Source organism: Desulfosporosinus nitroreducens, assembly GCF_023897015.1.
In the GTDB taxonomy this organism is placed as follows: Bacteria; Bacillota; Desulfitobacteriia; order Desulfitobacteriales; family Desulfitobacteriaceae; genus Desulfosporosinus; species Desulfosporosinus nitroreducens.
Genome location: NZ_JAMHFY010000003.1, coordinates 189,209 through 215,941, shown reverse-complemented (window position 1 = coordinate 215,941; position 26,733 = coordinate 189,209). Strand labels below are relative to the sequence as shown.

At 40.9% G+C, this 26,733-nt stretch carries 21 protein-coding genes and 1 other annotated feature; of the genes, 7 read left to right on the top strand and 14 right to left on the bottom strand.

Translation table 11 applies throughout. The features are described 5' to 3' along the window. Positions 1–176: 176 nt before the first annotated feature. The 6 genes from M8E35_RS04970 to M8E35_RS04945 all read left to right on the top strand — a co-directional run bounded on the left by M8E35_RS04970 (position 177) and on the right by M8E35_RS04945 (position 5,928). A complete protein-coding gene (locus M8E35_RS04970; protein ID WP_252467683.1) occupies positions 177–983 on the top strand; it encodes a carbon-nitrogen hydrolase family protein in 807 nt (268 codons plus the stop codon). Positions 984–1,280: 297 nt separating this feature from the next. Beyond that, complete coding sequence (locus tag M8E35_RS04965; protein ID WP_252467682.1) at positions 1,281–2,516, top strand: ABC transporter substrate-binding protein; 1,236 nt, start codon at positions 1,281–1,283, stop codon at positions 2,514–2,516. Positions 2,517–2,615: 99 nt separating this feature from the next. Further along, positions 2,616–3,494: a branched-chain amino acid ABC transporter permease gene (locus M8E35_RS04960; RefSeq protein ID WP_252467680.1), complete on the top strand. Its 879-nt coding sequence runs from the start codon at positions 2,616–2,618 to the stop codon at positions 3,492–3,494. A 16-nt stretch (positions 3,495–3,510) separates the two neighbouring features. Beyond that, on the top strand, positions 3,511–4,497 hold the full coding sequence (locus M8E35_RS04955) for a branched-chain amino acid ABC transporter permease (protein WP_252467679.1): 987 nt from the start codon (positions 3,511–3,513) through the stop codon (positions 4,495–4,497). 1 nt (position 4,498) lies between these two features. Beyond that, positions 4,499–5,236, top strand: a complete 738-nt coding sequence (locus M8E35_RS04950) for an ABC transporter ATP-binding protein (protein ID WP_229249910.1) — start codon at positions 4,499–4,501, stop codon at positions 5,234–5,236. Next, complete coding sequence (locus M8E35_RS04945; RefSeq protein ID WP_252467678.1) at positions 5,233–5,928, top strand: ABC transporter ATP-binding protein; 696 nt, start codon at positions 5,233–5,235, stop codon at positions 5,926–5,928. The genes M8E35_RS04950 and M8E35_RS04945 overlap by 4 nt, the downstream gene beginning before the upstream one ends. A gap of 104 nt (positions 5,929–6,032) precedes the next feature. Here M8E35_RS04945 and M8E35_RS04940 read toward each other — a convergent pair whose 3' ends face one another. The 14 genes from M8E35_RS04940 to M8E35_RS04875 form a co-directional block, all read right to left on the bottom strand. Continuing rightward, positions 6,033–7,040 carry an ABC transporter substrate-binding protein gene (locus M8E35_RS04940; protein ID WP_252467677.1) on the bottom strand — a complete coding sequence of 336 codons (1,008 nt, stop codon included), beginning with the start codon at positions 7,038–7,040 and terminating at the stop codon, positions 6,033–6,035. Positions 7,041–7,136: 96 nt separating this feature from the next. Beyond that, positions 7,137–7,387: a binding site (T-box leader), on the bottom strand. Between the two features lie 53 nt (positions 7,388–7,440). Next, on the bottom strand, positions 7,441–8,724 hold the full coding sequence (gene larAH10 / locus M8E35_RS04935) for an NPN-dependent 2-hydroxyacid racemase, LarAH10 family (protein ID WP_252467676.1): 1,284 nt from the start codon (positions 8,722–8,724) through the stop codon (positions 7,441–7,443). Positions 8,725–8,754: 30 nt separating this feature from the next. Continuing rightward, positions 8,755–10,038, bottom strand: coding sequence for a (Fe-S)-binding protein (locus M8E35_RS04930; protein ID WP_252467675.1), 1,284 nt, complete (start codon positions 10,036–10,038; stop codon positions 8,755–8,757). Between the two features lie 4 nt (positions 10,039–10,042). Further along, the gene (locus tag M8E35_RS04925; RefSeq protein ID WP_252467674.1) at positions 10,043–11,434 is read right to left on the bottom strand and encodes an FAD-binding oxidoreductase; all 1,392 of its coding nucleotides are present in this window, start codon (positions 11,432–11,434) and stop codon (positions 10,043–10,045) included. 208 nt (positions 11,435–11,642) lie between these two features. Next, the gene (locus M8E35_RS04920) at positions 11,643–12,608 is read right to left on the bottom strand and encodes an MBL fold metallo-hydrolase (protein ID WP_252467673.1); all 966 of its coding nucleotides are present in this window, start codon (positions 12,606–12,608) and stop codon (positions 11,643–11,645) included. Between the two features lie 463 nt (positions 12,609–13,071). After that, entirely contained in the window at positions 13,072–13,383 is a 312-nt protein-coding gene (locus M8E35_RS04915) for a thioredoxin domain-containing protein (RefSeq protein WP_252467672.1), read from the bottom strand. A 177-nt stretch (positions 13,384–13,560) separates the two neighbouring features. Then, positions 13,561–14,478 (bottom strand): NAD(P)/FAD-dependent oxidoreductase, encoded by a 918-nt coding sequence (locus M8E35_RS04910; protein WP_252467671.1) that lies wholly within the window; start codon positions 14,476–14,478, stop codon positions 13,561–13,563. 222 nt (positions 14,479–14,700) lie between these two features. Continuing rightward, complete coding sequence (locus M8E35_RS04905) at positions 14,701–16,566, bottom strand: aryl-sulfate sulfotransferase (protein ID WP_252467669.1); 1,866 nt, start codon at positions 16,564–16,566, stop codon at positions 14,701–14,703. A 37-nt stretch (positions 16,567–16,603) separates the two neighbouring features. Then, complete coding sequence (locus M8E35_RS04900; protein WP_252467667.1) at positions 16,604–17,995, bottom strand: SLC13 family permease; 1,392 nt, start codon at positions 17,993–17,995, stop codon at positions 16,604–16,606. A gap of 728 nt (positions 17,996–18,723) precedes the next feature. Then, a complete protein-coding gene (locus M8E35_RS04895) occupies positions 18,724–19,371 on the bottom strand; it encodes a Crp/Fnr family transcriptional regulator (protein WP_252467666.1) in 648 nt (215 codons plus the stop codon). A gap of 24 nt (positions 19,372–19,395) precedes the next feature. Continuing rightward, positions 19,396–20,610, bottom strand: coding sequence for an MFS transporter (locus tag M8E35_RS04890; protein WP_252467665.1), 1,215 nt, complete (start codon positions 20,608–20,610; stop codon positions 19,396–19,398). A gap of 653 nt (positions 20,611–21,263) precedes the next feature. Continuing rightward, the gene (locus M8E35_RS04885; protein WP_252467664.1) at positions 21,264–22,025 is read right to left on the bottom strand and encodes a MerR family transcriptional regulator; all 762 of its coding nucleotides are present in this window, start codon (positions 22,023–22,025) and stop codon (positions 21,264–21,266) included. 536 nt (positions 22,026–22,561) lie between these two features. Continuing rightward, positions 22,562–23,923: a B12-binding domain-containing radical SAM protein gene (locus M8E35_RS04880; protein ID WP_252467663.1), complete on the bottom strand. Its 1,362-nt coding sequence runs from the start codon at positions 23,921–23,923 to the stop codon at positions 22,562–22,564. 10 nt (positions 23,924–23,933) lie between these two features. Continuing rightward, on the bottom strand, positions 23,934–24,335 hold the full coding sequence (locus tag M8E35_RS04875) for a hypothetical protein (RefSeq protein ID WP_252467662.1): 402 nt from the start codon (positions 24,333–24,335) through the stop codon (positions 23,934–23,936). 571 nt (positions 24,336–24,906) lie between these two features. Between M8E35_RS04875 and M8E35_RS04870 the strand changes: the two genes are divergently transcribed. Continuing rightward, positions 24,907–26,688, top strand: coding sequence for an L-lactate permease (locus tag M8E35_RS04870; protein ID WP_252467661.1), 1,782 nt, complete (start codon positions 24,907–24,909; stop codon positions 26,686–26,688). The last annotated feature ends 45 nt before the right edge of the window (positions 26,689–26,733 follow it).

The following is a 26,733-nucleotide window of genomic DNA, read 5'->3' as shown; positions in this document are numbered from 1 at the left end:
ATAAATTGCAGTTTTCATTCGTTTTATCCTATACGATTTGCAAGCCCTCAACACTGACTCCATGGTAAATCTTCACTTACTGTTTTGAATTGAGAGACGAGTTCATAATATACACTAGATAGAGTTATAATTCCAATTATCAATAACCATACTATACTGGGGAGGCGCACTCATCTATGCTAAAGATTGCATTATGCCAACTGCCTGTTAAAGCCGATAAGCAAGAAAATCTTACCCAAGCTGCAATCATGGTGCAAGAGGCTGCATCTGCCGGGGCACAATTGGCAGTTTTGCCAGAAATGTTCAATTGCCCGTACGATATCCATTGCTTTAGGAACTATGCTGAAAATATACTCTCTGGAGAAACTGTGAACCACCTCTCTGCCCTGGCTCGCACCCACGGTCTTTTCCTCATTGGCGGATCTATTCCAGAATTGGTCGGTGAACTCCTTTACAATACGAGCATTGTATTTGATCCAAAGGGTGAGATTATTGCCAAGCATCGCAAGGCACACCTATTCGATGTATGTGTCAAGAATGGGATTGAGTTTACGGAGTCACAAGTACTGTCTGCGGGAAATACCACTACAATATTTGAAACACCGTGGGGTAAATTCGGTGTGGAAATATGCTATGATATTCGCTTTCCTGAATTAACTAGGAAAATGGCTAAAGAAGGGGCACTCCTTGTCATTGTTCCTGCTGCTTTTAACATGACCACCGGTCCGGCTCACTGGGAATTATTATTTCGAAGCCGTGCTCTAGATAACCAGATCTTTATGCTGGGCACTTCTCCAGCCCGCAATTCCGAGGCTTCCTATGTTGCCTACGGCCATTCCATAGCCGTCAATCCTTGGGGCCAAATACTTGCACAGTTGGACGAAAAGCCGGGAGTTCTGATAGTTGATCTTGATTTTGCTCAGATTGAAGAATATAGGGATGCACTGCCAGTTTGGAAGCAACGCAGAGAAGATCTCTACTAAAAATTGGATTTCTGATGCATGAAAATAGCCGATACTTTGGATACTTTATCCATTAGAGTGTTTTAATACACATTAAATTAAGTATTGTCTGTTCTACACTCACCTGTTATAATTCATACATATTCTTTTACGTCTCTCTCAAATAAACTATCGCAAATGAAGCTCAAAGGAAGAACCTAAGTGAAAGGAAGTATGGTAGGACGGAAAAATTATTTTTATAAACTAGGAAAAGTTCAGAAAAAGAGAAGATCTAAACTCATTATTTACACAAAAAATAAAGATTGAGGGGAAAACAGAATGGTTAGAATGGTAGGTAAGAAAAAATCACTTATTCGCTTAGGGTCCATGCTGTTAATTACAGCATTAATGTCTTCAGGTTGTGGAAGTAATTCACCCGCTAAGACAGAAGATAAACCAGTTAAAGTTGGAATTATTGATACTTATACCGGCGGTGCAGCTGTATATGCCAGTGACTCTTTAGACGGTTTTAAATTAGCTGTCAAAGAATTTGCCGATAAAGGTGGTCCAAAGATCGAATTTGTTACTCGTGACGACGAATTCAAGCCGGATAAATCAACAAGCTGGGCTAAAGAACTCGTAATGCGTGAACAAGTCGATTTTCTGGCAGGAACTACGAATAGTGCAGGCTCACTAGCTGTTTCACAATATGCTAAAGAGAGCAAAGTACCCTTCATCGTATGGGGTGGAATGAGTGAAAAAATCACTGGTGAAGCTGGACATCGTTATGTATTTAGCACTTTGCCAAATACTGCGATCATAGGAAAAGCAGGTGCCGCCCAACTCTCCAAATCATCCTATAAAAAGGTTTGGTTAGCCGGAAGTGATTATGAATATGGTCACTCTTTGATCAATAACCTATGGTCCAATTTGACAACACTTAAACCCGATGTTCAGAAAATGGATGAATCTTGGTGGCGCGTTGGAGAAACAGACTTCACTCCATATATTAACGCTATCCGCAGCGCAAAACCTGATGTGCTGGTAGTTGGTACTGGGGGAGCAGATATGGTAGCCTTTATGAAAGCAGTCAAAGCAACCGGGCTAAATAAGGAAATCCCAGTCTGGGCACACACCAGCTACGATCCTTCCACTCTGAGACCCTTGGGAGACCAAGCTCCAGAGGGTGTCATGGGTACTAATCCTTATCTGTATAATTATCCGGACACACCAGAAAACAAGGCCTTTGCTGAAGCGTTTAAGAAGGAATATAATCGTGAACCCGCTGCATTTGCCTTATATGGTTACATGGGCGGCAAGTTCCTTGGTGAAGCGATTGCTAAAGCCGGAAGTACAGATAAAGAAAAGATCATTGACGCTATGGAAGGATTAACGATTGATACCCCGGTCGGCAAAGCAACCCTGCGAAAAGAGGATCATCAGGTGGCTATTCCCATGTCCTATGGTGTAGTTGCCAAAGTTAATGGCGTCTTTACAGGCGGTGACCTTCATACCTTAAATTCCGAGGAAATTATGCCCTCTGTTGACCAAATCCTTAAGGCTCGGTCAAAATAGTATGGGGTTTGTTAATTAAGAAATAACGGGATAAATAATGGGCGGTGCTGCTAGGTACCGTCCATTTATGCAATCATTAATGACGGGGGAGATTAACCCATGGATTTTGCTACACTCGCTAGTCAGTTTTTCATTGGACTAAGTCGCGGAATGATTTTCTTTATTGTTTCTGCAGGACTCACTCTCATCTTTGGGGTCCTAAGAATTACTAATTTTGCTCACGGTGCACTTTATATGGTAGGTGCATTTATTGCTTATTCAGTCTCAACTCTATTTGGGCAAGGTCCTTATGGCTTTTGGTTAGCCCTGCTGGTTGCCCCTATCGCAGTCATGTTCATTAGTTTGGTGATCGAACGCGGGTTGCTCAGATTTATCTATAACAGGGATCATTTAATACAGATGCTATTGACTTATTCTCTTGTGCTTATCGCGGGGGATCTGGTCAAAATAATTTGGGGAACAGAATATAAATCTATGCATATTCCTGAAGCTTTAAGGGGTTCCTTTAATCTATGGGGGGCTTCTCTTCCCTGGTATAATGCTTTCTTGCTGGTTGTCGGACCTGTTGTTGCACTCGGTTTGTGGTTCTTCTTATCCCAAACTAATCTAGGTAAGATTTGTCGTGCAACAGCTACGGACCGCGAAATGGTGGATGTCTTAGGTATTAACAGTACCAAGGTATTTGCCATGGTTTTTGCGCTAGGTGGGTGGCTTGCCGGTCTGGGGGGAGCTTTAATTGCTCCAACAACCACCATCTCCATGGGTATGGATGCCAGTATTATCATTTATGCCTTCTTAATCGTGGTAGTAGGTGGCCTGGGCAATATATGGGGCGCACTCATTAGTTCAATTATTATGGGAGTTGGGGAGGCCTTTGGGATATTATTTATCCCTGGAGTTGCTATTATAATTCCTTATATTATAGCGGGTGTTCTGCTTATCCTACGACCTTCTGGTTTACTAAAATCTGCCTGGTAGAGAAAGGAACACAGATATGTCCACGAATAATTTTAAGTTAATTGAAAATCCGAAGGGAAAGTTTAATACCTATCTAGGCCTGGGTATAGCAGCAGTCGGCATTATAGTTCTTTTGCTAGCCCCAGAGTTTCTAACCCAATATTATGTCTACTTGCTAGCCACTGTTTTTACAACGGCTTTACTCGCCACAAGTTTGAATTTGGTTCTGGGATACGGTGGACTGCTTCATCTCCACCATGGCGTTTTTTTCGGAGTGGGCGCCTATACAGTGGCGATCGTTACAACCAAAACTTCATGGCCATTTGCTATTGCCGTCTTGCTCGCCCCCCTGGTTGCTGCTCTCATAGCCTTTGTAATCGGATGGTTTTGTGTACGTTTAAGAGGCCTGTATTTCGGTATGCTTACACTGGCACTAGGTCAATTGGTTTGGGCCATTGTCTACCGCTGGAATGCACTAACCAATGGAGATAACGGAATTCATGCAATACCTGTTCCGGAATTCCTTACCTCAATCAATTCTGTCTATTATGCAACTCTTTTAATTCTAGTCATTTCTTTAATAATTCTATATATAATCACCAAATCCCCTTTTGGACTCATGTTACTTGCTACTCGTGATAACCCTGTTCGCTCTGAAAGTGTTGGTGTCAATGTCAAAAGGCATCGCTTGACAGCCTTTGTAATTGCCGGATTCTTTGCAGGAATTGCAGGTGTCTTATTTGTCTTAGTTGAACGCTCTGTTGCCCCTTCTCTTTTATTTTGGAGCGAATCGGCAGAGGTTCTGATTATGTGTTTAATGGGTGGACTCACTGTTTTTATGGGTCCAATGTTGGGTGCAGGTATTTTAGTCCTTTTATCTATGGTTGTTGGTCTGTACACAGAGTACTGGCTTCTTGTCCTTGGACTGCTGTTACTCCTTCTGGTATTGTTCTTGCCTCAAGGTATTCTTGGTTATCTTATGGAGATTTATAACAAAAGCCAGGATAAGAGAGGAGAATATTAATATGCTTCAGGTTGAACAGCTCAAGAAATCGTTCGATGGATTTCAAGCCATTTCAGATGCTAACCTTTTGGTTCCAAAGGGTGAAGTTGTAGCAGTTATTGGTCCTAATGGCGCAGGAAAATCCACGTTATTTAATTTAATAACTGGACACTTGCAGGCGGACTCCGGCCATATCCGATTTCAAGGTAAAGAAATCACGAGTATGGCTCCCTATAAAATCTGCCATAGAGGAATGGCCAGGTCCTTTCAATTGATCAATATTTTCTCAAGTCTTACGGTTTTTGAAAATGTGCAAGCTTCAGTCATTGCTAAACATCGCTTAGATCAAAACTTTTTCAGACCTGCAAAAAAACTTTTTATTGAAGAGACATTGGAAATTCTGGACAGTTTCGGATTGTTTGATTTTAAAGATCGTTCGTGCAGTGCTTTATCTTATGGGGACCAAAAAGTCCTAGAAATTGCCATTGCCTTGGGGAGCAAACCTGAACTCCTTCTATTAGATGAGCCTACAGCTGGAATGTCATCAGAAGAAACCCGCAGAATTGTCAATCTTATTAAGCACTTATCTCGTGAAAAAGGCCTTACAATACTGCTTACTGAACACGATATGGAATTAGTTTTTGATGTTGCCCAAAAAATTATGGTACTTCACCAAGGTAAAACAATTGCTCAAGGTCTGCCACAAGACATCAGAAATGATAAATCTGTGCAAAATGCCTATTTGGGGGAAACTGGATGATGTTAGACGTTAGAGACATTCATACCTACTACGGATTAAGCCATGTTCTGTTTGGTTTATCTTTAAAGGTCAATCAAGGAGAGGTCGTATCCTTACTTGGTCGTAACGGGGTCGGAAAGACAACGACTCTCAAGAGTATTATTGGAATTACCCAGCCAAAATCCGGACAAATCTATTTTAAAGGACAAGACATTGCGAAAACCCCTACTAAGCGGATGGTTAAATTAGGGATTAGCTTTGTCCCTGATGACCGCAGGATTTTTGCAGACTTGTCTGTACGTGAAAATCTCGAGATTGCCGATGGCATCAAAACAGGGGTTTGGAATTTGGCCAAAGTCCACGAGTTATTTCCTGTACTCAAAAGAACAGAAAACCGACGGGGTGGGAACTTAAGCGGAGGAGAACAGCAAATGTTAAGTATTGCCAGGGCCTTACTTGGAAATCCAGAGCTTCTGATTTTAGATGAACCTACCGAAGGTCTAGCGCCTTTAATCGTAAAGGAATTGGAAGAACAAATTATTCAGCTTCGTTCAACCGGGATATCGATTCTTTTAGCCGAACAAAACCTCAAATCTGCTTTAAAATTAGCCGATAGGTGTTATGTTCTTGAACGAGGACAGGTACGCTTTGAAGGTACCGTAGATGAGTTAGCCGAAAATGAAGAAGTGCGTTCGAAGTATTTGCTGGTATAAGAAGCAATTGCATTATTATTTGAATGCAAAGGCCTTCCATGCTTCATCTTGAAGTTTGGAAGGCCCCTTATTCTTTACACCACTATTTAGGCAGTTTAATTTCCTTAATTCCCGAAAATCTGAGCTGCCTCTTTTAACACATCATCCGGCAGATTAATTCCGATAGCCTTTGCTGTGTCTTTATTGGCATAAATCTGCATATCAGACATGGTCATGACTGGAATATCCCCAGGGTTCTTTCCATTTAAGATCTCTACAGCCATGTCGGCAGTCTCTTTCCCAAGCACAGTATAGTCTATACCGTAGGTTGCCAGCCCCCCATCCTTAACCATTGAATCGGCTGCCACATATACAGGCAGCTTGGCGTTATTGGCAATTTGGGCTACTAAAGGCATCGCAGAAGCAACTGTGTTATCATTGGGTGAGAAGAGAACATCGACTTTACCTACCAGAGATGTGACCGCCTGCTGTACATCAGCGGAACTGGTCACGGTCGATTCAATAATCGTTAGATTATTTTTACTAGCATACTCTTTTAGATTCTTAATTACAGATAGAGAATTGGTTTCACTTGAATTGTATAATGCGCCAATGGTTTCAAAATTCGGGGTGATCCGCTTGGCCAACTCCATTATTTTCTCAGCAGAAACAGCATTTGAGGTACCCGTTACATTACCGCCTGGTTTTTCAAGATTAGTCACGACTCCTGATCCCAAAGGATCAGCACAAGCCGCGAAAAGCACGGGAATATCCTTTGTTTGACTTACAGCAGCCTGTGCTGAGGGTGTAGCAATAGCGATGATAAGGTCATATTTATTGTTTACAAATTTAGTGACGATTGTCTTTAGCGTAGACTGATCACCTTGGGCATTCTGATAATCTATTGAAATAGTCTCACCATCTTTAAAACCTTTCTCCTGTAACTGATTGACAATAGATTCTTTGATAGTATTCAATGAGGGATGTTCTACAATTTGGACGATACCGATAGTCTTCTTTGCTGAAGTCTTATCGGGAGTTTCAGTTTTACTTGGTGAGCAGGCGGTTAAAGAAATCAATAAGGTTATGGTCATTATTACGGAAATCATCATTCTTGCCAATTGCTTTTTCATTATAATACCTCTCTTCTAATTTAATATTTCTGGCAACTGCATGTTCTATTCTTACAAACAGAACGGTGAAGATAAAAATAAAACGTCTATCCTTAAAATAAGGACAGACGTTAATCTGCGGTACCACCTTAGTTAATGCACAAATAATAATGCATCCCCTCATGCAGAGTGCCAACACACCCTTAGCCCAATAACGCTGGCTCTGCGTTGGTAACTACTAAAGCCTGAGCTTTTTCGTTCCACCCTCTGGGGCCCATTTACCCGCTCCATTACCTGCCGAGCTTCCACCTTACTCGACTCTCTGTGAGGTTGGTCATGCGGTTTTACTTCCCCTTCAACGGTTTATATGATAATAACACCCCTATACCATAAATTCAATACCATTTAGAAATATTATGCCCTAGCTCATAATCGGAAAGGTATTTCCACCGTGAGGCATTACATAGATGGATTCAGGTTGCTGACCAAGCATTTGGGTCGCTAATTGCCATGCCTCTGCTGGAGAATGGGCGGGAACCATCTTCACCAGTTTTACCACATCTTCTGGTAGAGAACTAATCAAAATAACTGGTGTCTTTCGGCAAATGCTCGCTGTTCTCAAACTTACAAAACCAGGCATAGTAAAATCAGCATGGAGCCTAGCACTCATATCCTCTACCTCGCCATATTTAAAATAATCCTGAAAAGGTTGAGAACCTATCCCATCTGAGCATTCACTAACCAGGATAATAACGCCACCCTCTTTCACAGCGTAAGTAGCATTATCTAAGGCTTTAATTGATTGGTAAAGTTGAATATCTTTAGGATACCCACCGCTTGAAACAATAACCAAATCAGCTTTTTCTTTGATCTCAATGCCGAAGATTTCTTCAGTAACCCTGCACCCCGCTAAATGAGCCTGATGTAACTCACCCGCCGCAATATAGACAAACTCCTTCTTCTCGTTGACAACGACATTAAGGATGAAATCTACGCCTACTAGACGAGCGATTTCTAACATATCCTCTGCAACTGGATTGCCTTCCATTTTTCCGGTCTGAATGTTTGGATTAAGTCCTGAGGGCCCTGCTTCTTTAAGCGCCAAAGCATGGTTTTTCTGGATCATTTCGTAGCCACAGACTCCAGGAGCAATCGACTTACGTCCGCCACCAAAACCTGCCAGCAAATGATAGGCTATTCCTCCGGTAAGTATTACCTTGTCCGCTTCCCATACCCGACGATTAACTTTGATAGGGGTGCCCTGTTTGGATAAACCTAAATCAACTAAATCAGGGGCATTACACTCATGATCGTAAATTGGAACTCTATCCAAGACCTTTGCACCACAAATGGCCGTGTGTTCTTCAACCGTCTGCAAACGATGATCACCAGTTGCCGTGACGATGGAGATATCCTTATCTGGAACACCAGCCTCATTTAGGACATCCAGTAAGATAGGTAAAAGAACATCCGCCCTAACCCAAAGCCGAGTAATGTCGCTAACCACAATTACCACTTTGTCTCCAGGTTTCACCACCTCTATCAGGGGAACCGTGCCTAGGGGATGAGCCACTGCCTGGCGCACAGCCTCTTCTATATCTATTATTGGCTGACTGGCTTTCGCTTCAATCTCCTGAATCTTTACTGCAGATGGTACTTCAAAAGACAAGATTTCTTTACCATAGGCAAGTTTAAAGCTATTCAAGGTTTTTCCTCCCTTAACCTTTATCATGTTTTACAGGGCCGGATTCTCTCTGGCCCGATAAGCCATTTCCAATAGTTGCGCGGTATGCATCACCTTTACTGGATTCCCTTGGCGATTCAGACCGTCCGCGATATGCATTCGACAGGCAGAGCACCCTGTAGCCAATATCTCTGCCCCAGTTTGATGAATAGATTCCACTTTATGGTCATTGATTTTAGTCGAAAGTTCGTAGTGATATAAGCTGAAAGAACCCCCACTGCCACAGCAGGTATCCACTTTAGTCATTTCTTCAAAAATCACGCCAGGAATACTTCTGATAATCTGTCTGGGTTGTTCTTTAACCTTCAACCCTCTGACGAGGTGACAAGGATCGTGGTAAGTGACCTTAACTGGTAACCGACCCATTTTGCCCTCAAATCCCTCCAAAGAAACCACCAGTTCTGTGAAATCCTTGACCATGGACCCAAGCTTCTTGGCCTTTTCAACATAGCTCGGATCATCCTCAAGTAACTCAGCATACTCTTCCTTCAGGCTTAAACCACACGTGCCACAAGCCACGACAACAGCATCAACCTTTTCTTTCAGGAAAACATCTATATTTGCCCTCGCCATTGTTTTAGCAGTTTCGTAGTCCCCATTAATCCGAACAGGAGTACCACAACAGTTTTGGAGAGAAGGAATTACAACTTCCACTCCGTTTTGATTAAGGACGTTGATAACTGCCCGACCGGTATCTGTATAAATATAGTTGATCATGCACCCCGTAAAAAAAGATACCCTCATGGTTGCTTCAGGGACTTTAACCACTTCGGGATACATGCTTTTAAACGGTTTTTGAGCGAGAGGAGAAAGGAGTCTTCTCTTGTCTATTCCCAAGGACATTCTTGGCAGCATTCCTTGCCCATTAGGCCCTTTGCGGAAGACTAAGCCTTGAAAAATTCGTCCGGTCCTCATTCCCGTGTTAAATACCCAACGGTTTTTCAAAACTAAGCGAAAGATTAGATTCTTAAGCGGAGAAAGTCCTTTCTTCTCTGCGATCTCCTTACGGGCCGCTTCTACTAGCTTGTCAACTTTCACTCCACTCGGACAGTTCACAACGCAGGCCTTGCACATTAAGCACAACGACATCTTGTCAATAAAACCCTCCGTTAAATCTAAGTCTTTACTTATGACTCCTCGAATGAGCTTAACTCGCCCTCTGGCGACTGTGGATTCTGCCTGCAACTCTTTAAAAACAGGACAGACATTTTGGCAGGCACCGCAACGAATACATCGGATAACTTCTTTTTGCCAAGACTCTAATGAACGATCCATTTCATCACGCTCCAAACATTACGCCAGGGTTTAAGATATTATTAGGATCAAGTGCTTGTTTAATTTGACGTTGAACTTCCAGTCCAGCCTCCCCAGTCTGAATTGTAATGAATTTGGATTTCGCCCGCCCTATACCATGCTCACCGCTTAATGATCCACCCAGTTCTACGGTAGCTATAAAGATCTCGTCGATAGCCTTTTCGACCCTTGCCATCTCTTCCTGATCCGTCTCATCAGTAAGGATGGTGGCATGCAAGTTGCCATCTCCGGCATGTCCCAGTATCGCAACAATAATGTTATATTTAGTCGCTATTTCTTGAATACGGTTCACAGCTGCCGGAATACTGCTGCGCGGAACCGTCGCATCTTCACCGATAATGGTCGGCCTTAACCTCGACACGGCTGCGAAGGCCGAGCGGCGCGCGCGCCACAATTCTTCTGCTTCCTCTTTAGTCTTGGCAACCCTGATCTGGACTGCTCCTAATCTACTGCAGATTTTTTCTATCTTTCCAATCTGTTTCGCCAATATTTCCGAGTCCCCATCAACTTCGATTAAGAGCACGGCACCCGCCTCTGTGGGCAGCCCAACTTTAGCATATTCCTCAATATTTCTAATGTAAATGTTGTCCAACAATTCGAGTGAACAGGGAACTAGTCCCGTGGCAATGATTTCTGATACCGTTTCACAGGCTTGAACAATCTCAGGAAAAACTGCCATCATAGTGCTCTTAGCTTCTGGTAACGGAATAAGTTTAACGATGATTTTAGTTATGACACATAAGGTCCCCTCTGAACCGGTAAATAACTTTGTCATATCATACCCGGTCACATTTTTAATTGTTCTTCCACCGGTATTAATAACTTCCCCTGTGGGAAGTACTACCTCGAGCCCAATTACATAGTCTCGAGTGACTCCATATTTCACGCCACGCGGTCCTCCTGCACATTCGGCCACATTGCCGCCCATTGTTGAAAAGGCCTGGCTGGCGGGATCTGGGGGATAAAACAGGCCTATTCGCTCAACTTCGCACTGTAACTGGCCAGTAATGACGCCGGGTTCCACCACAGCAATTAAATTTTTGCCGTCAATCTCAAGTATTTTGTTCATTCTTTTAAGAACCAAGATAATACAATCCCCTACAGAAATAGTTCCCCCGCTAACATTTGTTCCGGCCCCCCGTGGAACTACCGGAATCATCTCTTGATTAGCCAGCTTGATTATCTGTACTACTTCTTCGGTGTTACTTGGATACACAGCTACGCCCGCCAAATCCTTCTTAAAATCCGCCTTAACAAATGAAGCGTCGTAGGTATAACAATACAAATCTTCCAACTCTGTATATAAGTTGTCTTTTCCAACAATTTCGCTAAGTTTCTGAATAATCTCTGGCCTCAACTTGTTCCCTCCTCGAGTCGGATCCTTTTTTCTACAGAATTCTTCATTATACTAAGAATAATATATTATTTCGCTATTTACAGCTAATATCCTTTAAAACTAAGAATGGAAACCGACAAATGCCAGTCTCCATCTCATTAGCCAAACACCGTTAACTGCTATCTTAGTATCGAGAGTATCGGTTTACCTCTCAATGAATGGCGATTTATTATTTAAGTTCGTAAAGGAGCGCCTCTGCTTTAGTTATCCGCTCGACGACTCCAATATGTACCAGATGCTCTAAGTGAGATAATGCCTCTCCCGAAGCGAACCATTTCTGTGAAAAAGGGAAGTCAGCCCATTTCTTATGACTCAAATCCCAGTGCATAGTTGCTGCCATTTCAACAGGTGTCTTTCCACCATCTCTTAATATGCCCCTAATCTCATTGAGGCGTTCTTCATGATGACTCAGAAGCTCAGTAATTCTTTTGCGATGATCCCTGATAATGGTTCTATGAGCCGTAAACAAATAATCGATTTCATACTCAAATACCTTATTTAAGCTCTTGAAATAGGTCGCTAAAATATCCTGTTCGAATCCCCAAAAGGTTATATTCGGGGTTATTTCATCCAATATATGGTCTCCTGAAAAAAACAGTTTATGCTTTTTCTCATACAAACCGATGTGGCCTGGCGTGTGCCCTGGAATATCCACTACTTCGAAACTATAATCTCCAATATCTAATTTTTCCCCTTCATATAATGGGTTGAATTCAAGAAGCTCAGTCTCTCTAACCCCAAACTCTTTGCCAAACTTAGATACGCTTTCGCTTTCAAACCCTAATAGTTTGTTAAGAACTTTAAAAAATACATTCTTTTGGGAAGCTTGATTGAAAATTTCTCCATCAATCTTGCTAAAATAAATTGCATGTACTCCCTGCTTTCTAAGCATAGGTGCCAGACCTGAGTGATCAGTATGCATATGGGTTATAAAGAGATCCGTTTTATTTAGGTCGATGTTTAGCTCTTCTAGGCCGCGCATTAACTCACTTTGGCATTCTGCAGTGTTAAATCCTGTATCTATAATCAAATTCTTGTTATCAGATATAATGACGTAACTGTTGATAGCCTTTAAAGGATTTTTAGGGAGAGGTATTTCGTTTTTGAAAATATTGGGATAGATTTCAGTAATCATTTTAATGCCTCCAAATTAATTCGCTATCGAAAGGGTAACACTAGTATAAAAGACTGCACTAATGTGTTACAAGTATCTTTAATATATTATACCTTGTTTTACCAGTAATGTAACCGTTCTCTTAAGTCCTGTTAGCTAATTCGGTCTTAACATCCACGATATTTTTTAATTAAGAAGAATGAAATAACCCCTTGTGATTATATCAATTAATCCCAAGGGGTTATTTCATTTACCAATTCCGAGACTCCCACTTTAAATGGGTGTTCCTTGTTCTACTTCAGTGACGATAGTCTCCGGTGGAGAGTATCGCCGAAGCCGTGGTCCCAATAGGAATGCCTACCGGCGTAGGATAGAGTATCGCCGAGCGCCTTTCCCAATAGGAACACTTGGCGCAAAGGAGGTAGACTCCCCCACCGAAGTCTCGATGTTCAGCTTTAGCTGAACCAGTTCACAAAAATTGGGATTATCTTTCAATCATTCGCTGGATAATTGGTTTTTGTTGTAATCCTTTTAACCGCTCTACTTCCTGACCATTGTTGAAAAGAATCAATGTCGGATAGCCCACTACACCGTATTTCTCTACCGTTTCTTTATTTTCGTCAAAATCTAATTTTACAATCTCTACATTATCTACATTTTTGGCAACATCATTTAAAACAAAGCTTAACATTTTACAAGGTCCGCAAACCTTTGAATAGAAATCAGCTAAAACCTTACCTTCAGCAATTAATTGCTCTAATTCCACCCCGTTAATTTCTCTGACTGCAACCGCCATTTTACTTATCTCTCCTTCATTTTTGAACGATTCTTTGACTCCAAAATTAGTGCATTAATTCCTGTTGAACTGCTATATACCCACGGTACATACGATGGTGGGAGCGACGCTTAATTAAGTAACTATTAAACTCCTGCTCTCTTTAAGCGAGATTTCCTTTCTACTATGCGGACGAGTTCAGTGTAAGTTTTCAATATATTTTGCAACCGCTTGTGCTGCAATAGCCCCATCACTGCACGCGGTAATAACCTGTCTCATGTGCTTACTCGTAATATCGCCTGCACTATAAATACCCGATGCTTTGGTCGCCATGTATGAATCCGTCTCGATGTACCCTTGCTCATTTAAAATTCCTAAGCCTCTAAACGCCTCCGCTTTCGGTTCTAGCCCGATATATTCAAAAGCGCCGTCTGCGTGCACGGTGATCTCTTCACTAGTTACCGTCGATTTGGCCCTTAGTCCCTCGAATTTGTCTTCCCCCAAGAATTCAAGAATATCATAAAACTCATAAATTCTGACATTGGACATTGCTCTTAATTTAGAACAAGCTACCGGGTCAGCGGTTAAATTAAATAACGTTACAATGGTCACTTCCTCTGCCAAACCTGCTAAATAGAGGGCTTCTTCAACGGCACAATTGCCACCGCCGGTGACGATTACCTTTTTGTTATGATACTGTGCTCCATCACAAATAGCGCACCAGCTGATACTCGTTCCCGTAAACTTATCTTCACCAGGTACCCCAAGAGTTCTTGGCTTAGTACCAGTGGCAATAATAACAGCTTTAGCCTCATAAGAGTGGCCTTCTTCACAAATTAGTTTTTTTAAGTTGCCTTCTGCTTGAATGTCTATTACTGTGCCATAATCAAAGGCAACCTCCAACTCTTGGGTATGTTCAAACATTTTAATAGCTAATTCCGCGCCATTAATGGTTCCCATTCCAGTATAGTTTTGGATTTCAAAGGTATTAACAATTTGCCCCCCTGGGGCCAATTTATCTAAAAGTAATACCTTCAAATTTGCTCTTGCTGCATATATAGCTGCGGTCATTCCAGCCGGACCCGCACCGATGATTGCTACATCATACTGAATCATTGTCTTCCCTCCAAAAATAATATGGTCGTCCGCAAATTATCGCCTAAATATTATTTTAACAGCGTAGGGAAAAGGAGGGTATAGCCTAAGCTAACATATTTTGCGCCCTTTTCCTGTCAGTAATTTTAAAGTCTGCGAACTACATGGATCATAAACTTAGAAGTACCTCAGTCCCTTATGAGTTAGGAAAAGAGGCACTTCATAGCAATTAAAGCCGTTCTCTTAGAGTTGAACAGTTAGACCAGTTTCGAATTTATTCTCATCAATAATTAAGGTAATTTTAAATTCACCTGTTAACCCTTCTCTGCTGACTGGGAATTCAACGGCCCTATCATCGCTTTCGAGGAACGTACCCACACACATTGCTAAGAATGGGCGTTTGGTTGTGGGGACAAAGTAACTTTGAGTTGTATCTCCTTCGAACTGAAGCAGAACCATTTGACCTTTCTCAAAGGTTGCTTTAAATATAACTCTATCTTCTTCGAGACCGATTTTAACATTGTATAGCTGAGGAACCAAGCCTGCTTCCTCGGCTGGTGGGATCGTTAAGAACTCTTCAGTCACGCCTAGGGTTCCCAGTAATTCTCCTTTGCCGAGAGTCAAGACATCTTCAGCACAATATAGCTTTAATTTTTCAGCACGATAGTAGTTAGCCGGTATTTGCATTTCGTACATTACAACATCATCTTTTAGCTCGACAGTAATGGAATTAAAGATCGTATTTTCTTTATCTTTGCCTGTATACTGTACAGGTGGCCTATTACTAGGCTCGCCATTCAAGTAACCGATACCTCCAGAGTGCACTAAATAGTGACCTTCAGCATAGTACTCCACATTACAAATGTACGTCGAGAAGAATTCAGCGCCTCTCTCTTTACCATACTGCCAGACTTGCTCAATTTCCATTCTTTCGGTATCAATTCGATATCTTACTCCACGGGAGAAGTTGTCTTTGGCCGCCACATAGTTTTCCTTAACCTTAGATCTCCAATGTCCATTGTCGAAGACAAAAATATCTCCATCGGGTAATACGACACAAGCGTGCTGTTCATATTGCCAGTCAAATTCACCGTCCCCTACTGGAGTAAAGAAGTATTTATCCACGAGTTCTTGAGGCCAGCCTTGAGGGTCACCGATAACCCAGTTCAAAGCACCTGTCTCATAATCTAAGTTAATGATGGCATCTTGATGGCGTCCGGATAACGTTAAGGAATTTGTCTTTTTGTCATACCAGACCGCATTATTGTGGAACCAATCATGGCTGGAATGACTCCCCGATCCCGCAACATTTTGCGGTAATACTTTTTGGTAATCCCAGCTTTTCAGAATCTGGCCAGTTTTACGATCTACTAAGACGCACATATCCTCCACAGTCCCTCTGGGTAAGTCCTGAGTTAAGATGAGGATATTGCCATCTTCCATTTCAAATTGGTCATGATGATAACCACTTGGAAGTCGATATTCTTTATATATTTTACCAATCATCCCCATTTCATAGAGACCTGTAACATGGTAAGGAGGGGTAACCAAACGATGCGTCCCCAGCAATAAGCGGCCGTTTTTTACCCGCTTAATATCGAAAGCCGTATTTAGGGTACCATACCAGCGAGCATCCCCTTTATAGTCATAGGCAGCAGTGCTTGCAGGAGAGGTGGGACTGACAAACATCATATTGTCTCCGAAGTATTCAGGGGTGGTTTCTATTTTGCTTGGCAATTTGACTGAATCAGGCGCCGCTTCGGTTTGAATTGTTACAACGGTTTTCTCCCCATTAGTCAAAACTAACTCCACTTGGTTCGCATAATCTGCATAAAGGCCATAGACAGGAATCATATGCTCAGTAGCTGTTTTGATTTCAAAGGTGATATCTCCAGCAGTTTCTTTTCCTTTAACCGTAATGGTTACATCTGTAGGCTCTGGTGTTTTGAACATAATAAGAGCTGTTAATGGTGCAATGAGATAAGGATTTAGCTTGACATAAGGGTTACTAAAGGAGTAGTCTCCTTTTTGGTATTCCGCTAAGAAAGCTTCTTCAGTGCGAAACTGCTCGCTAATGATGTGTTCGAACTCTTTAAATTTCACTGTCATAAGTAATCGCTCCTTAAAATTTCGTTTGACTTAAATACTAAAAAATGAAATTTGATAGTGGAAAACCTACAATTACATATAACGCGAGCATGGTGACAACAATAATCGATCCATATTTACTAACATCCTTCGCTTCCACCCAATCTTTGTTGCCATATAAAATAGCTGCATAAGGAGAAGCGGCTGGTGTCAAAATTGCTATATGCAAGGCAAAGGTTAGTGCTGTCGCGACCGCCATCGGATTGGTGCCATTTTGTAAGGAGAAAGAGTATACAATGGGCATTAATAAGACACCCATTACCCCATTGTTGGCAACATTAGTAATTATCATCGAAAAGATGATGAGGATTGTTGTAAAGACGATTGGCGAACGATTTCCCAGTAAGGGATTTAATACTTCGACTAAAAATGGCTTAATACCCGTCGCATCTTGAGTTAAGGCACCAGAGATAACCATAGCCATTGCTACCAAGAAATAGACATCCCAAGTAACATAACGCCCAGTGATCTCTTTAAAATCGATAATTGGTTTATTATTGATTTTAAACAGACTTAATCCTACAATAAACCCAATGACAACCCCCCAAGGCCCTATCTTATTGATTAAAGCAACAAAGCTAATGGTCTTGGGTAAAATACTTGGCAAGAGAATTAATCCTAGGTAACCAAACAAACATCCAAATAATATTTTTTGTCGCAAATCCATTGCTGGTAGCTTTTCTTTCTCAAATTGCTCTGTATTAATATTAGCAATTCTGCTCATATCCGGTTTGAATACAAATTTAATCAATAAGCTAAATACTATAATGGCCAAGGTGGACATAACTAAACCAAATAGCATATAAGGCAAATAATCGAGCTTCATTTTAGACACCTTTTCAAAAGAGGCTACAACCATTAGGGCTGACCCAGTAAATGGTTTCGCAGCTTGACCTGAGATAGCCCCAAACATAGTACCAATAACCATAATTGAAGCGTATGCGTCACCCTTCTTATAACCAACATTTTCAAGTACGCCATAAAGAATCGCCCACATCAAAAGCAAGGCTGGCAAAATATTAGCTGAAAGAGCTGCCAAAACATAAGTAGTATATATAAAGATAAAGCTAAATACGACAGGCCTTCCATTGATAACTTTTCTGGTTAAAAACCATCTGCTAATATAATTTGTAATACCGTGGTGCTGAATTGCGCCAAAGAGGATCATAGCGAAAAACACTAAGATAGGGACCGTATCACCAAAGGATTTAAGTAGAACCTCTGGCATAGTTGCATAATCAGATACTCCTAATGCAATCAAACCTAATAAGCTGGGCCATAAGATACCGACAAAAGACCACAAATAAATTACACCGATAAAGATCCCTAAGACTTGCATGCCTACTGGAGTCACCGGAGTAAAGGGCTCTAACATCCCAAAACCGAACATTATAATAATACCAATCACACAGTGGACATAATATAGAATATTGTTTGTTTTTTTAGGCTTTGCATTTGTACTTGTAATTTTAATCACATCCTTTTGCAAAAAATATAAATTATACTGTAGTTAATATCCTTCTTCGCTAATTCGATACAATCTCTCTATGAAAATCCCGCCCTCCAAACTATCAGTATTACTAATACCATCTATCAGTTAAGCCAATCTTACCAGCAAAACCTAAATAAAAACGATAACCTATGTTAACGTTTTTATTCTATTCCCAACGACCAGTCAAATAATATTTCAGACATCTAACTTAGAGATTATGACTCCAATACTACAACACCCATTGCTACCTCGAAAGACAAATTTTCTATAAGAACCGTATAAAAGAGATTTGCGTCTTAAGGATTTATGGCTATAACTAGGGCTTGCTGATTTATCGAAAAGTCTAGATTTTGCAAGGGTTTACGGGTAGTGTCTTTAATAAATAATGTGCATGAAAAAACAGCCTTTGGCGTCTAAAACCGTGCACCTGGAGTTAAAACCAAATGTTGCACCGGTGCAACATTTGGCCCCTCTTTGAAATTTCCATCCTCATACCGGCTGCCCATCCTTAGCGGATTGCCCAAAGTCTGAGTTGGATATTAAGGTGGAAAAATCGATAGAAGCTATGGAATTTAAACTCCATAGCTTCTATATATTCGAAGATCTGTTAGTAATAGGCAATAATTCTAGTAATCCATCATCTTTTCAGCTTTCGCGTAGTTTTCCAATCGTTTTTCATCCAGGATGATAATACCTTCTTTTTGTTTATCTATAATACCTTCCTCCTTTAATACTCTTAGAATTCGTGCCACCGTAACTTTATGGATACCTAAGAATCGGCTAATTTCCGAATTACTATACCCTTTATCAATCAATCGTTTTCCTTGGTTAGTTTGAGCATTCTTCAACAAAAGATTACATAGGCGATTGGCAACCTTGCCTTCTTGCCTAGCTTGAAAGGAGCCTGCTAATTCTCGCAGCTCCCACATGGCCATATATAGCATTTGAGTTAAAATTTCGGGTTTATCTTGTACATATTGGAAAAATACTTCTTTAGGAATCTTATAGCAACAACAATTGCTTCTAGCAACAAATTGATTCGTGCTAATTCCATCACTATATAAAACTAGGACCCCCAATAAAGAGTAAATCAGGTTATTATTTGATTCTTTAACACCATAAATGATTTCGTCCCCTTTTTCTGTGATGGCTGTCCGATAGCAGGTACCACTGACTAAATAATATATCGAGTCAACCTTTTCCCCTTGCCGGATAATATATGATTTTTTCTTAAATTCACAATAAACAACGCCAGGCATTTTAAGCAGGTCCATGCGGGCTCTCCTTCTAAGAATCTTTCATCCACGTTCAAAATGAGGTTTATCACCCTCCATTTTAAATAACGGCAACAGAAACAACAATCCAATAATATATAGTACTCCTGCTGCTTCATACATAGCAACTAAAGAAAAGGTTTCTTTAAGCAGTCCTGCTACACTCATCGACAAAACCATAGCTCCGGTATACAAGGGCATCAGAATCCCATTCACTCGGCCAATAAACTGACTTTCGGAATTTTGCATCATCATCATGTTAATTCCGATCATAATGCACGGAAGCACTAGTCCCATGAATAAATTTATTAGATATGTCAACCATGGGATCGTCGAAAGTCCACTAATTGCTATACAGATTGCAGCGATGAACATCCCGAAGGCCAAGAGTTTTTGTGGAGCAATGGCTTTAGCAAAAATCATAACGATGATTCCACCTATAAGCATCCCTATTCCGTTAAAGGTCAAGAGCCATTGCAAACTCTCTTTTGGCAAGCCAAGCCGTTCTGTGACCAGAAAGATTCCTAAAGGTTGAACAAGTCCCCCTCCCAAGCCAGCAGCCAAAAAGCACAAGCCTAAGAGTGTCAAGATTTTCTTCCCCAATACATATCGAATTCCTTCCATCATTTCCTGACGAAGGGTTGTGCCGGTCTTTTCTACTACGTTCATACGATCTGGAGGCAGAAATGTCAAGGTACCCGCCGATAGTAAAAAGGCCAGGCCCATTACACCAATGGAGATCATAATTCCAAACTTCTGATAGACAAAGGTGCCAAGAATTGGTCCAAGAATCATAAAGATAGTAAAGATCGTCTGATAAATTGACATTACTGGTTGTATTTGCTCGGCTGGCAGATTTTCCTTTATCAGCTTCATACCTGAAGGCATAGAAAACTGGGATAAGATTGCCGAAATGATTGTCGTGAAAAAAACGGCTTTCCAAGTACCCAATACCAAGGTGAGCAAAACAGCAAACACTGACACTGCACTGAGAACATCACACCAGATCATTGTTCTCTTAGGACGCCAACGGTCCGCAAAGGTTCCGCCGATAAACGAGAAAATCAACATCGGCGCATATTCTGCCACGGAAATCATAGAGATGGCAAACGCATCCCCATTCGTTTGTTCCATGACAAAGAGTAACACAGCAAAATTACGCACCCAGATTCCAATTTGTAAAAATAACACAGATCCTAAAATCGCTTGCACTAACCGATTACGGATTAAATTTAACATAAAAGCCCCCTATCCATTTTTGGACAGGAGGCAGAAACACCTTAATAATTGAAGTGAGTTGCCTACCCTTAACACGGCATAGCACGAAAAGGCCAAAAACCTTTCCTCAAAGCAACCCAATTATCTATTAAAAATGCTCATACTAATCCTATCCGAAAAAATTACTCGTCATATTAACAAGAATCTTTGTGTGAACAAGAATTAGTAGCGCATTTTTTTAATAGTCACCCTTTCTTAACCAATACTACTATAGGCTAAACTATTTGAGATACTAAGTCAAGATAATTCTAAAAAATCGAATCCTCAGCAACCCTTCTAGCAAAAGAAAAATTGGTTGACGTTAAGCAATTGGCGATGCCCCTGACTCGAACAGGAGGACCCCAAGCGGAAATCTTCCCTAAAAAATTTTTATGATCATCATTTATTTATTTCGTCCTTTCACGTGATCTCTCTTGTTCCATGTTAATATGGGACTTTAAGTATTTGAAAACCAATTATTAGATTTTCCTTAACTAAAAAGAATTTGCTTGGATGTTCGAGGTTGTAACACCGCCATGGATGGCAAGGTGTCGTGATCCAGAAGTATGTAACTTTCTTAAGATAAAAAACGGCTACGCATTTATGCGTAGCCTTTAACTTGCAGTTCGTTCAGCTTATTTCTTTCCCGTATAAATGAAGATGGCATCTCTTAGAAATTCTGCAGCGCCCGGTTGCTTCTCGTCATAGTATGCCGTAAATCTCGGATCATCTACATACATTTGGGCAAGTCCAGCATGGGCTTCTTTTGAATAGCTATCCCAAGAATGGCATAGCCACTGACGATGGAGATCTGCAGTTTTTTGAGCGAGCTCTCCAGCCGGATCGCCTGTTTTAAACGCAGCGTAAAGGGTGTCGTTAACCTCTGTAGCAAGCTTCGTCATTTCGTCGTATTGTTCTTGAGCCATCTCTTTCATTTTTTGATTAGACTTATTAACCGTCTCATCCCCATATTTTTCGCGGATTTCCTTGCCATACTTTGCTTCATTGTCATCCACGAGCTTTTGCTTAAAGCCTTCAAACTTTTCTTTATCCGACATGGTAATTCCTCCTTCAGTTAGCGCAATGGTTTTGTCAACATTGGCAATCAACGCATCCAACTGCTCTCTTTTTTCAAGAAGTTTTTCACGATGTTCTCTCAGTGCTTTTGTTCCGTCGAAAGAAGGGGCCGTTACTATATCTTTAATACTCGGCAAGCCTACACCTAACTCTCGATAAAAAAGAATCTGTTGTAAACGATCAACTTCAGCTTGGCCATAAATGCGATACCTTGATGAATTAATTCTCGCCGGCTTAAGAATTCCTATCTCATCATAATATCTCAGAGTACGAGTGCTGACGCCTGCCAAACGACTTAATTTTTGCACCGTGTATTCCACGTGATCACCTCCTGAAATGAACTATACACCTTTACGCAACGTCAATGTAAAGAGGTTTTTAAGATATTTTTATATAAAATTATCAAGCCTATGATTTAAACTTAGGAGAAATATCTAGAATTAAACCCGTAACTGCCCCCGAAGCAAAGCCTATCAGAAACATCATTGACATGACCACATTTGCAAGATCCTCAAAACCAGCTCCACTATGCACAGTCTTAGCCAAGTACAGATAATACATACCACCGAGTAAGCACAGTAGGGCCGGTAAATATTTGACACTCTTTATTCGTGGTGATACTCGCCCTAAAAGATAGGTTAGGCCCGAAAAGAATACTGAAATTCCAAATAAGATTAGAACCAAACGATTCGTCGCAACCGCCTCCTGCAAGTTTTATTATTTAGATCTACTACTTCATTACCTTTCAAGTATGAAATTACCTGATGCACTATCCTCTGTTAGTCTTATGCATCATAAATTTGTACTCATTCTCATTTACTAACTTTCTTAAGAAAACTATTTTTCGAAAACAAAGTTAAGATAGATGCCACTTATAACCTTCGCGAACGTCTTTCACAACACCTAGGAGATCCTTCATGATTGGCAACCTTCTCTTCCAGTTGAATTTCGAAATGTATTTAAGATAGCGCAGAGTAGGAGTGGATTTCATAATTGTCCTGGCATATTCACTGTAGAACTCTTCTAAGGGCAAGGTCGTTGGCAAGACGGTATGCATAAAGTCAAAGAATTCAGGGTCTTTCGCTATAAGCTGATGTTCGGTTTGCTCAAATAGCTTCGTTCCTGGTAAGGGAGTAAGAATTGAAAGGGCAGCATAGGATACATTGAGCTTTGTGACATAGTCGATTAATTGGTTGAATTCTTGACGGGTGAAGGATGGATCGATCACAAACGCTGCATAGATATCTACTTTAAGATCGTTTAAAATCTTAACCGCTTGTTTTTGTTGTTCTACAGTGATTTCTTTATTTAATTCCTTAAGCCGAGTATCTGAAAAGCTTTCAAAGCCTACAAAAACTTGTGTTAAACCAATTTCTTTCCATTTGGCAAAAAGGTCTGGGTTCTTGACAATTGTATCGACACGGCCATAAAGAAAATACTTTTTTCGTATTCCTGACTCTCGGATTAAATCGGCCAAATTATCCATTCTTCGAGTATCGCACATGGATTCATCGTCACAGAAGAAAACGTAATCTTCTTGAATGTTTTGTAACTCTTCGACGATTCTTTCCGGTTGACGTTGTAAATACTTACCTCCAGTAATCGACCAGAGTGCACAAAAATTGCACCGACCAAAACATCCCAAAGATGTCCGAATTGAGGCTAAGGGTTTCATCCAATCGCTAAAATATAATTCCCTATATTGGGCAGTAAGTGAACGATCAGGAAAAGGCAAGTCGTCGAGGTTCGTATAGGGGCGATCCTTGGTAAACTTCATTTCAATTCCAGGGATCGCCAAGCCCGGTATATCATCTAGTGATTGTTGCAGCTGCCGATGTTTAATAACCTCTCGAAGGGTGAAAACCCCTTCTCCTACTACTACTAAATCAATCCCTTCAACATTATAATCCTTAGGCCTTACTGTGGCATGATGCCCCCCAATAATAATATATACCTCCGAGTTGATCTCTTTAAACCGAATAGCCATATTTTTAATGATGGTTAAGTGGCTAGTATAGCCTGTTATTCCTACGATGTCCGGCTGAAAGGACCGAAAAACGACTTCAATGTCAGGTTCTATTCGAGCATCCAAAAGCAAAACCTCATGACCATCTTCTTTAAGGCCTGCCCCAAGGTACTCCAATCCAAGGGGTTCATACATATATACTTTGTCCATAAAGGAAGTACTGCTGGGAGGTTGAATCAACATCACCTTCATGATTTGTTCCTCACTCTCTTTTATTTTCTACGCCGTGCATAAACAAGTCGACCATCGCGCCAAGATTCTTCTCAGCATCCCAAGTTTCAGGTTCCAATAACCAAACTAAGAATTCCAATATGTACATCATTTCTAGATGTTTGGCAAGATACTCAGTTGGCATATCCTTGCGGACTTCACCATTTTCTTGTCCGTACCTAATGATTTGTGCCAAAACAATATCTAAACCGCTTCCTTGGTAAGTCTCTGCCTTTAGCATGGATTGAAACTGATAAACAAAGTAAACCCGCAAAAGGTCCCTGTATTGAGCATTCCACTCAAACTGCTGGCGAAACATTTCAAAGATTTTCAGGCGGGTATTCGGTTGTTTTTCTAAAGCTGTCAGTACTAAATCCACATACTCACTACTCATTCTTTGAAAAAACTCACTAACTATAGCTTCCTTCGAGGAGAAATAGTTATGTTTTGGTGAAATTTGATTTTTTAAAAATATCGATCCTATAGTCTTTCTAAAATGAAATCAGTGAATTAAGAACATTGCAGGAAACAACATCTTATATACAAAGGTTTCTAAAACATTAGAGGCTCCGCCGCATTTTTTAGGCTAGCAATTCAATAAGCTCCTTAACTTGTAACCTCTACTTTAACTTATATTACAGATTCTTTTATTTTTATTTGTTTCAAAATAAGATTCAGAATCTTTCAAAGTATCTGTAGTATGAAGGCAAATTATTTTCAAAACACTTATACTATTATATAGAATTATTTATTAGTGAAAATAAACTCAATTTATTGAAAATATTTTTCATTTAGTATAATATATGAATAGGTTCTTAGTTTAATTTTTTTAACAGTGTGGTATGATAGGTAAACCATTCTACCATTTGAAGGAGGTTCCTATTAGGAAAGGGGTTGGTTATGTAAGAATTATGCAATAAGGAATTATATTAATTTATCAATAAAATTATTGAGGAGGTTTCTAGATGAGCACAGGATTATTAGCCATTCTTTCACTACTCCCTATAGCGGTTGTAGCAGTTTTCCTTGTCGGGTTGAGATGGCCTGCAAGTAAAGCAATGCCCCTCTCATTTGTAACTGCTGTTGTTCTCGCACTTTTTGTTTGGAAAGTCCCCGGCAACCAAGTAGGTGCTGCAACTGTTAATGGTATTATTACTGCTGGTACACTCTTATATATTATTTTTGGTGCTATTCTTCTATTAAATACATTACAAGAAAGTGGAGCAATCCAAGCCATTCGGAGAGGCTTCACTGGAATCACCGCCGACCGAAGAATTCAAGTTATCATTGTCGCTTGGCTCTTTGGATCCTTTATTGAGGGTGCATCAGGATTCGGTACTCCTGCTGCAGTGGCTGTTCCTTTGATGGTTGGACTCGGCTTCCCAGCTATGGCTGCCGTCGTCGCTGGAATGATGATTCAAAGTACTCCCGTATCTTTCGGTGCTGTTGGAACGCCCATGCTCGTAGGAGTCGGAACAGGTCTCAAAACTCCTGAATTACAAGCTTATGCTCAATCTTTAGGCTATACCGACTGGAATGCTTTCGTCGGATTTGCCATCGCGGCCAAAGTCGCTATGCTACATTTTGTGGCAGGTGCCTTTATTCCTCTCTTCGTTGTTGCTTTCATGACTCGTTACTTTGGTAAAAACAAATCCTTTAGTGAAGGCCTCAAGATTTGGAAATTCGCACTCTTTTCAGCGTTCTCGATGACAATACCTTACCTTACCGTTGCTAAATTACTCGGACCTGAATTCCCTTCCATGATCGGTGGATTAACAGGTCTGGCAATTGTTGTAACTGCTGCTAAAAAAGGTTTCCTCATGCCTAAAGGAGAAGCTTGGGATTTCGAACCAAAAGAAAACTGGGATCCATCTTGGACTGGTTCGATTGAAATTAAGGATATCTCCGCTAAGACTAAGATGAGTGGCCTTATGGCTTGGATGCCTTATGTACTCGTAGGTTTGTTCCTTGTTCTCACTCGGCTCAGTTTCTTACCCTTCTTAGGTTGGGTCAAGAGTTGGAATGTTGTTTGGCCGAAAATTTTCGGAACAGGTATCACAGCCTCCTTCCAACCTCTGTATTTACCAGGTACGGTCTTTATCGCAGTCTCCCTCATTACATTCTTTATGCATAAGATGAATGGGGTAGCCTATGCCAGAGCATGGAAAGGCTCCGCAAAAACAATGCTCGGTGCCGGTTCGGCTCTTATTTTCACCGTCCCTATGGTTCAAGTGTTCATGAATTCAAAAGGAGGCGCAGCTGGTCTCGATAGTATGCCGATTGTCCTCGCTGATGCTGTTGCTGGGTTAGCAGGATCTGCATGGCCGATCTTTGCTCCTTTAATTGGTGGTCTTGGTGCTTTCGTAGCCGGAAGTAACACGGTTTCCAACATGATGTTCTCCTTGTTCCAGTTCGGTGTTGGAGAGCGAATTGGGGTTGACCCTACTTGGATTGTGGCACTTCAAGCCATTGGTGGTGCAGCTGGTAATGTTATCTGCGTACACAATGTTGTCGCTGCTTCAGCAGTTGTTGGTCTCCTCGGAAAAGAAGGCTATATTATTCGTAAGACATTAGTAGTATTCTCATATTATGCTTTACTCCCAGGAGCACTCGGATATTCCATCCTCTATACAGCCCAAAAAGGGTTCTTCAATGCCGGAACGATTATCGTAGCTTTAATTTGGGCTGCTGCAGTCTATATTATTGCAACGAATAACAGCAGACTTAAGAATCTTCCTCTAAAATAATTCACTTATAACCGAAGATATTTATAGTTAAAAAGGCTCCTTTAT

What these genes read in the sequence shown, in the direction of transcription:
- M8E35_RS04970 (WP_252467683.1), top strand. Translation starts at nt 177, where the DNA reads ATGCTAAAGATTGCATTATGCCAACTGCCTGTTAAAGCCGATAAGCAA.
- M8E35_RS04965 (WP_252467682.1), top strand. Translation starts at nt 1,281, where the DNA reads ATGGTTAGAATGGTAGGTAAGAAAAAATCACTTATTCGCTTAGGGTCC.
- M8E35_RS04960 (WP_252467680.1), top strand. Translation starts at nt 2,616, where the DNA reads ATGGATTTTGCTACACTCGCTAGTCAGTTTTTCATTGGACTAAGTCGC.
- M8E35_RS04955 (WP_252467679.1), top strand. Translation starts at nt 3,511, where the DNA reads ATGTCCACGAATAATTTTAAGTTAATTGAAAATCCGAAGGGAAAGTTT.
- M8E35_RS04950 (WP_229249910.1), top strand. Translation starts at nt 4,499, where the DNA reads ATGCTTCAGGTTGAACAGCTCAAGAAATCGTTCGATGGATTTCAAGCC.
- M8E35_RS04945 (WP_252467678.1), top strand. Translation starts at nt 5,233, where the DNA reads ATGATGTTAGACGTTAGAGACATTCATACCTACTACGGATTAAGCCAT.
- M8E35_RS04940 (WP_252467677.1), bottom strand. Translation starts at nt 7,040, where the DNA reads ATGAAAAAGCAATTGGCAAGAATGATGATTTCCGTAATAATGACCATA.
- M8E35_RS04930 (WP_252467675.1), bottom strand. Translation starts at nt 10,038, where the DNA reads ATGGATCGTTCATTAGAGTCTTGGCAAAAAGAAGTTATCCGATGTATT.
- M8E35_RS04920 (WP_252467673.1), bottom strand. Translation starts at nt 12,608, where the DNA reads ATGATTACTGAAATCTATCCCAATATTTTCAAAAACGAAATACCTCTC.
- M8E35_RS04915 (WP_252467672.1), bottom strand. Translation starts at nt 13,383, where the DNA reads ATGGCGGTTGCAGTCAGAGAAATTAACGGGGTGGAATTAGAGCAATTA.
- M8E35_RS04910 (WP_252467671.1), bottom strand. Translation starts at nt 14,478, where the DNA reads ATGATTCAGTATGATGTAGCAATCATCGGTGCGGGTCCGGCTGGAATG.
- M8E35_RS04905 (WP_252467669.1), bottom strand. Translation starts at nt 16,566, where the DNA reads ATGACAGTGAAATTTAAAGAGTTCGAACACATCATTAGCGAGCAGTTT.
- M8E35_RS04900 (WP_252467667.1), bottom strand. Translation starts at nt 17,995, where the DNA reads ATGTTCGGTTTTGGGATGTTAGAGCCCTTTACTCCGGTGACTCCAGTA.
- M8E35_RS04895 (WP_252467666.1), bottom strand. Translation starts at nt 19,371, where the DNA reads ATGGACCTGCTTAAAATGCCTGGCGTTGTTTATTGTGAATTTAAGAAA.
- M8E35_RS04890 (WP_252467665.1), bottom strand. Translation starts at nt 20,610, where the DNA reads ATGTTAAATTTAATCCGTAATCGGTTAGTGCAAGCGATTTTAGGATCT.
- M8E35_RS04880 (WP_252467663.1), bottom strand. Translation starts at nt 23,923, where the DNA reads ATGAAGGTGATGTTGATTCAACCTCCCAGCAGTACTTCCTTTATGGAC.
- M8E35_RS04875 (WP_252467662.1), bottom strand. Translation starts at nt 24,335, where the DNA reads ATGAGTAGTGAGTATGTGGATTTAGTACTGACAGCTTTAGAAAAACAA.
- M8E35_RS04870 (WP_252467661.1), top strand. Translation starts at nt 24,907, where the DNA reads ATGAGCACAGGATTATTAGCCATTCTTTCACTACTCCCTATAGCGGTT.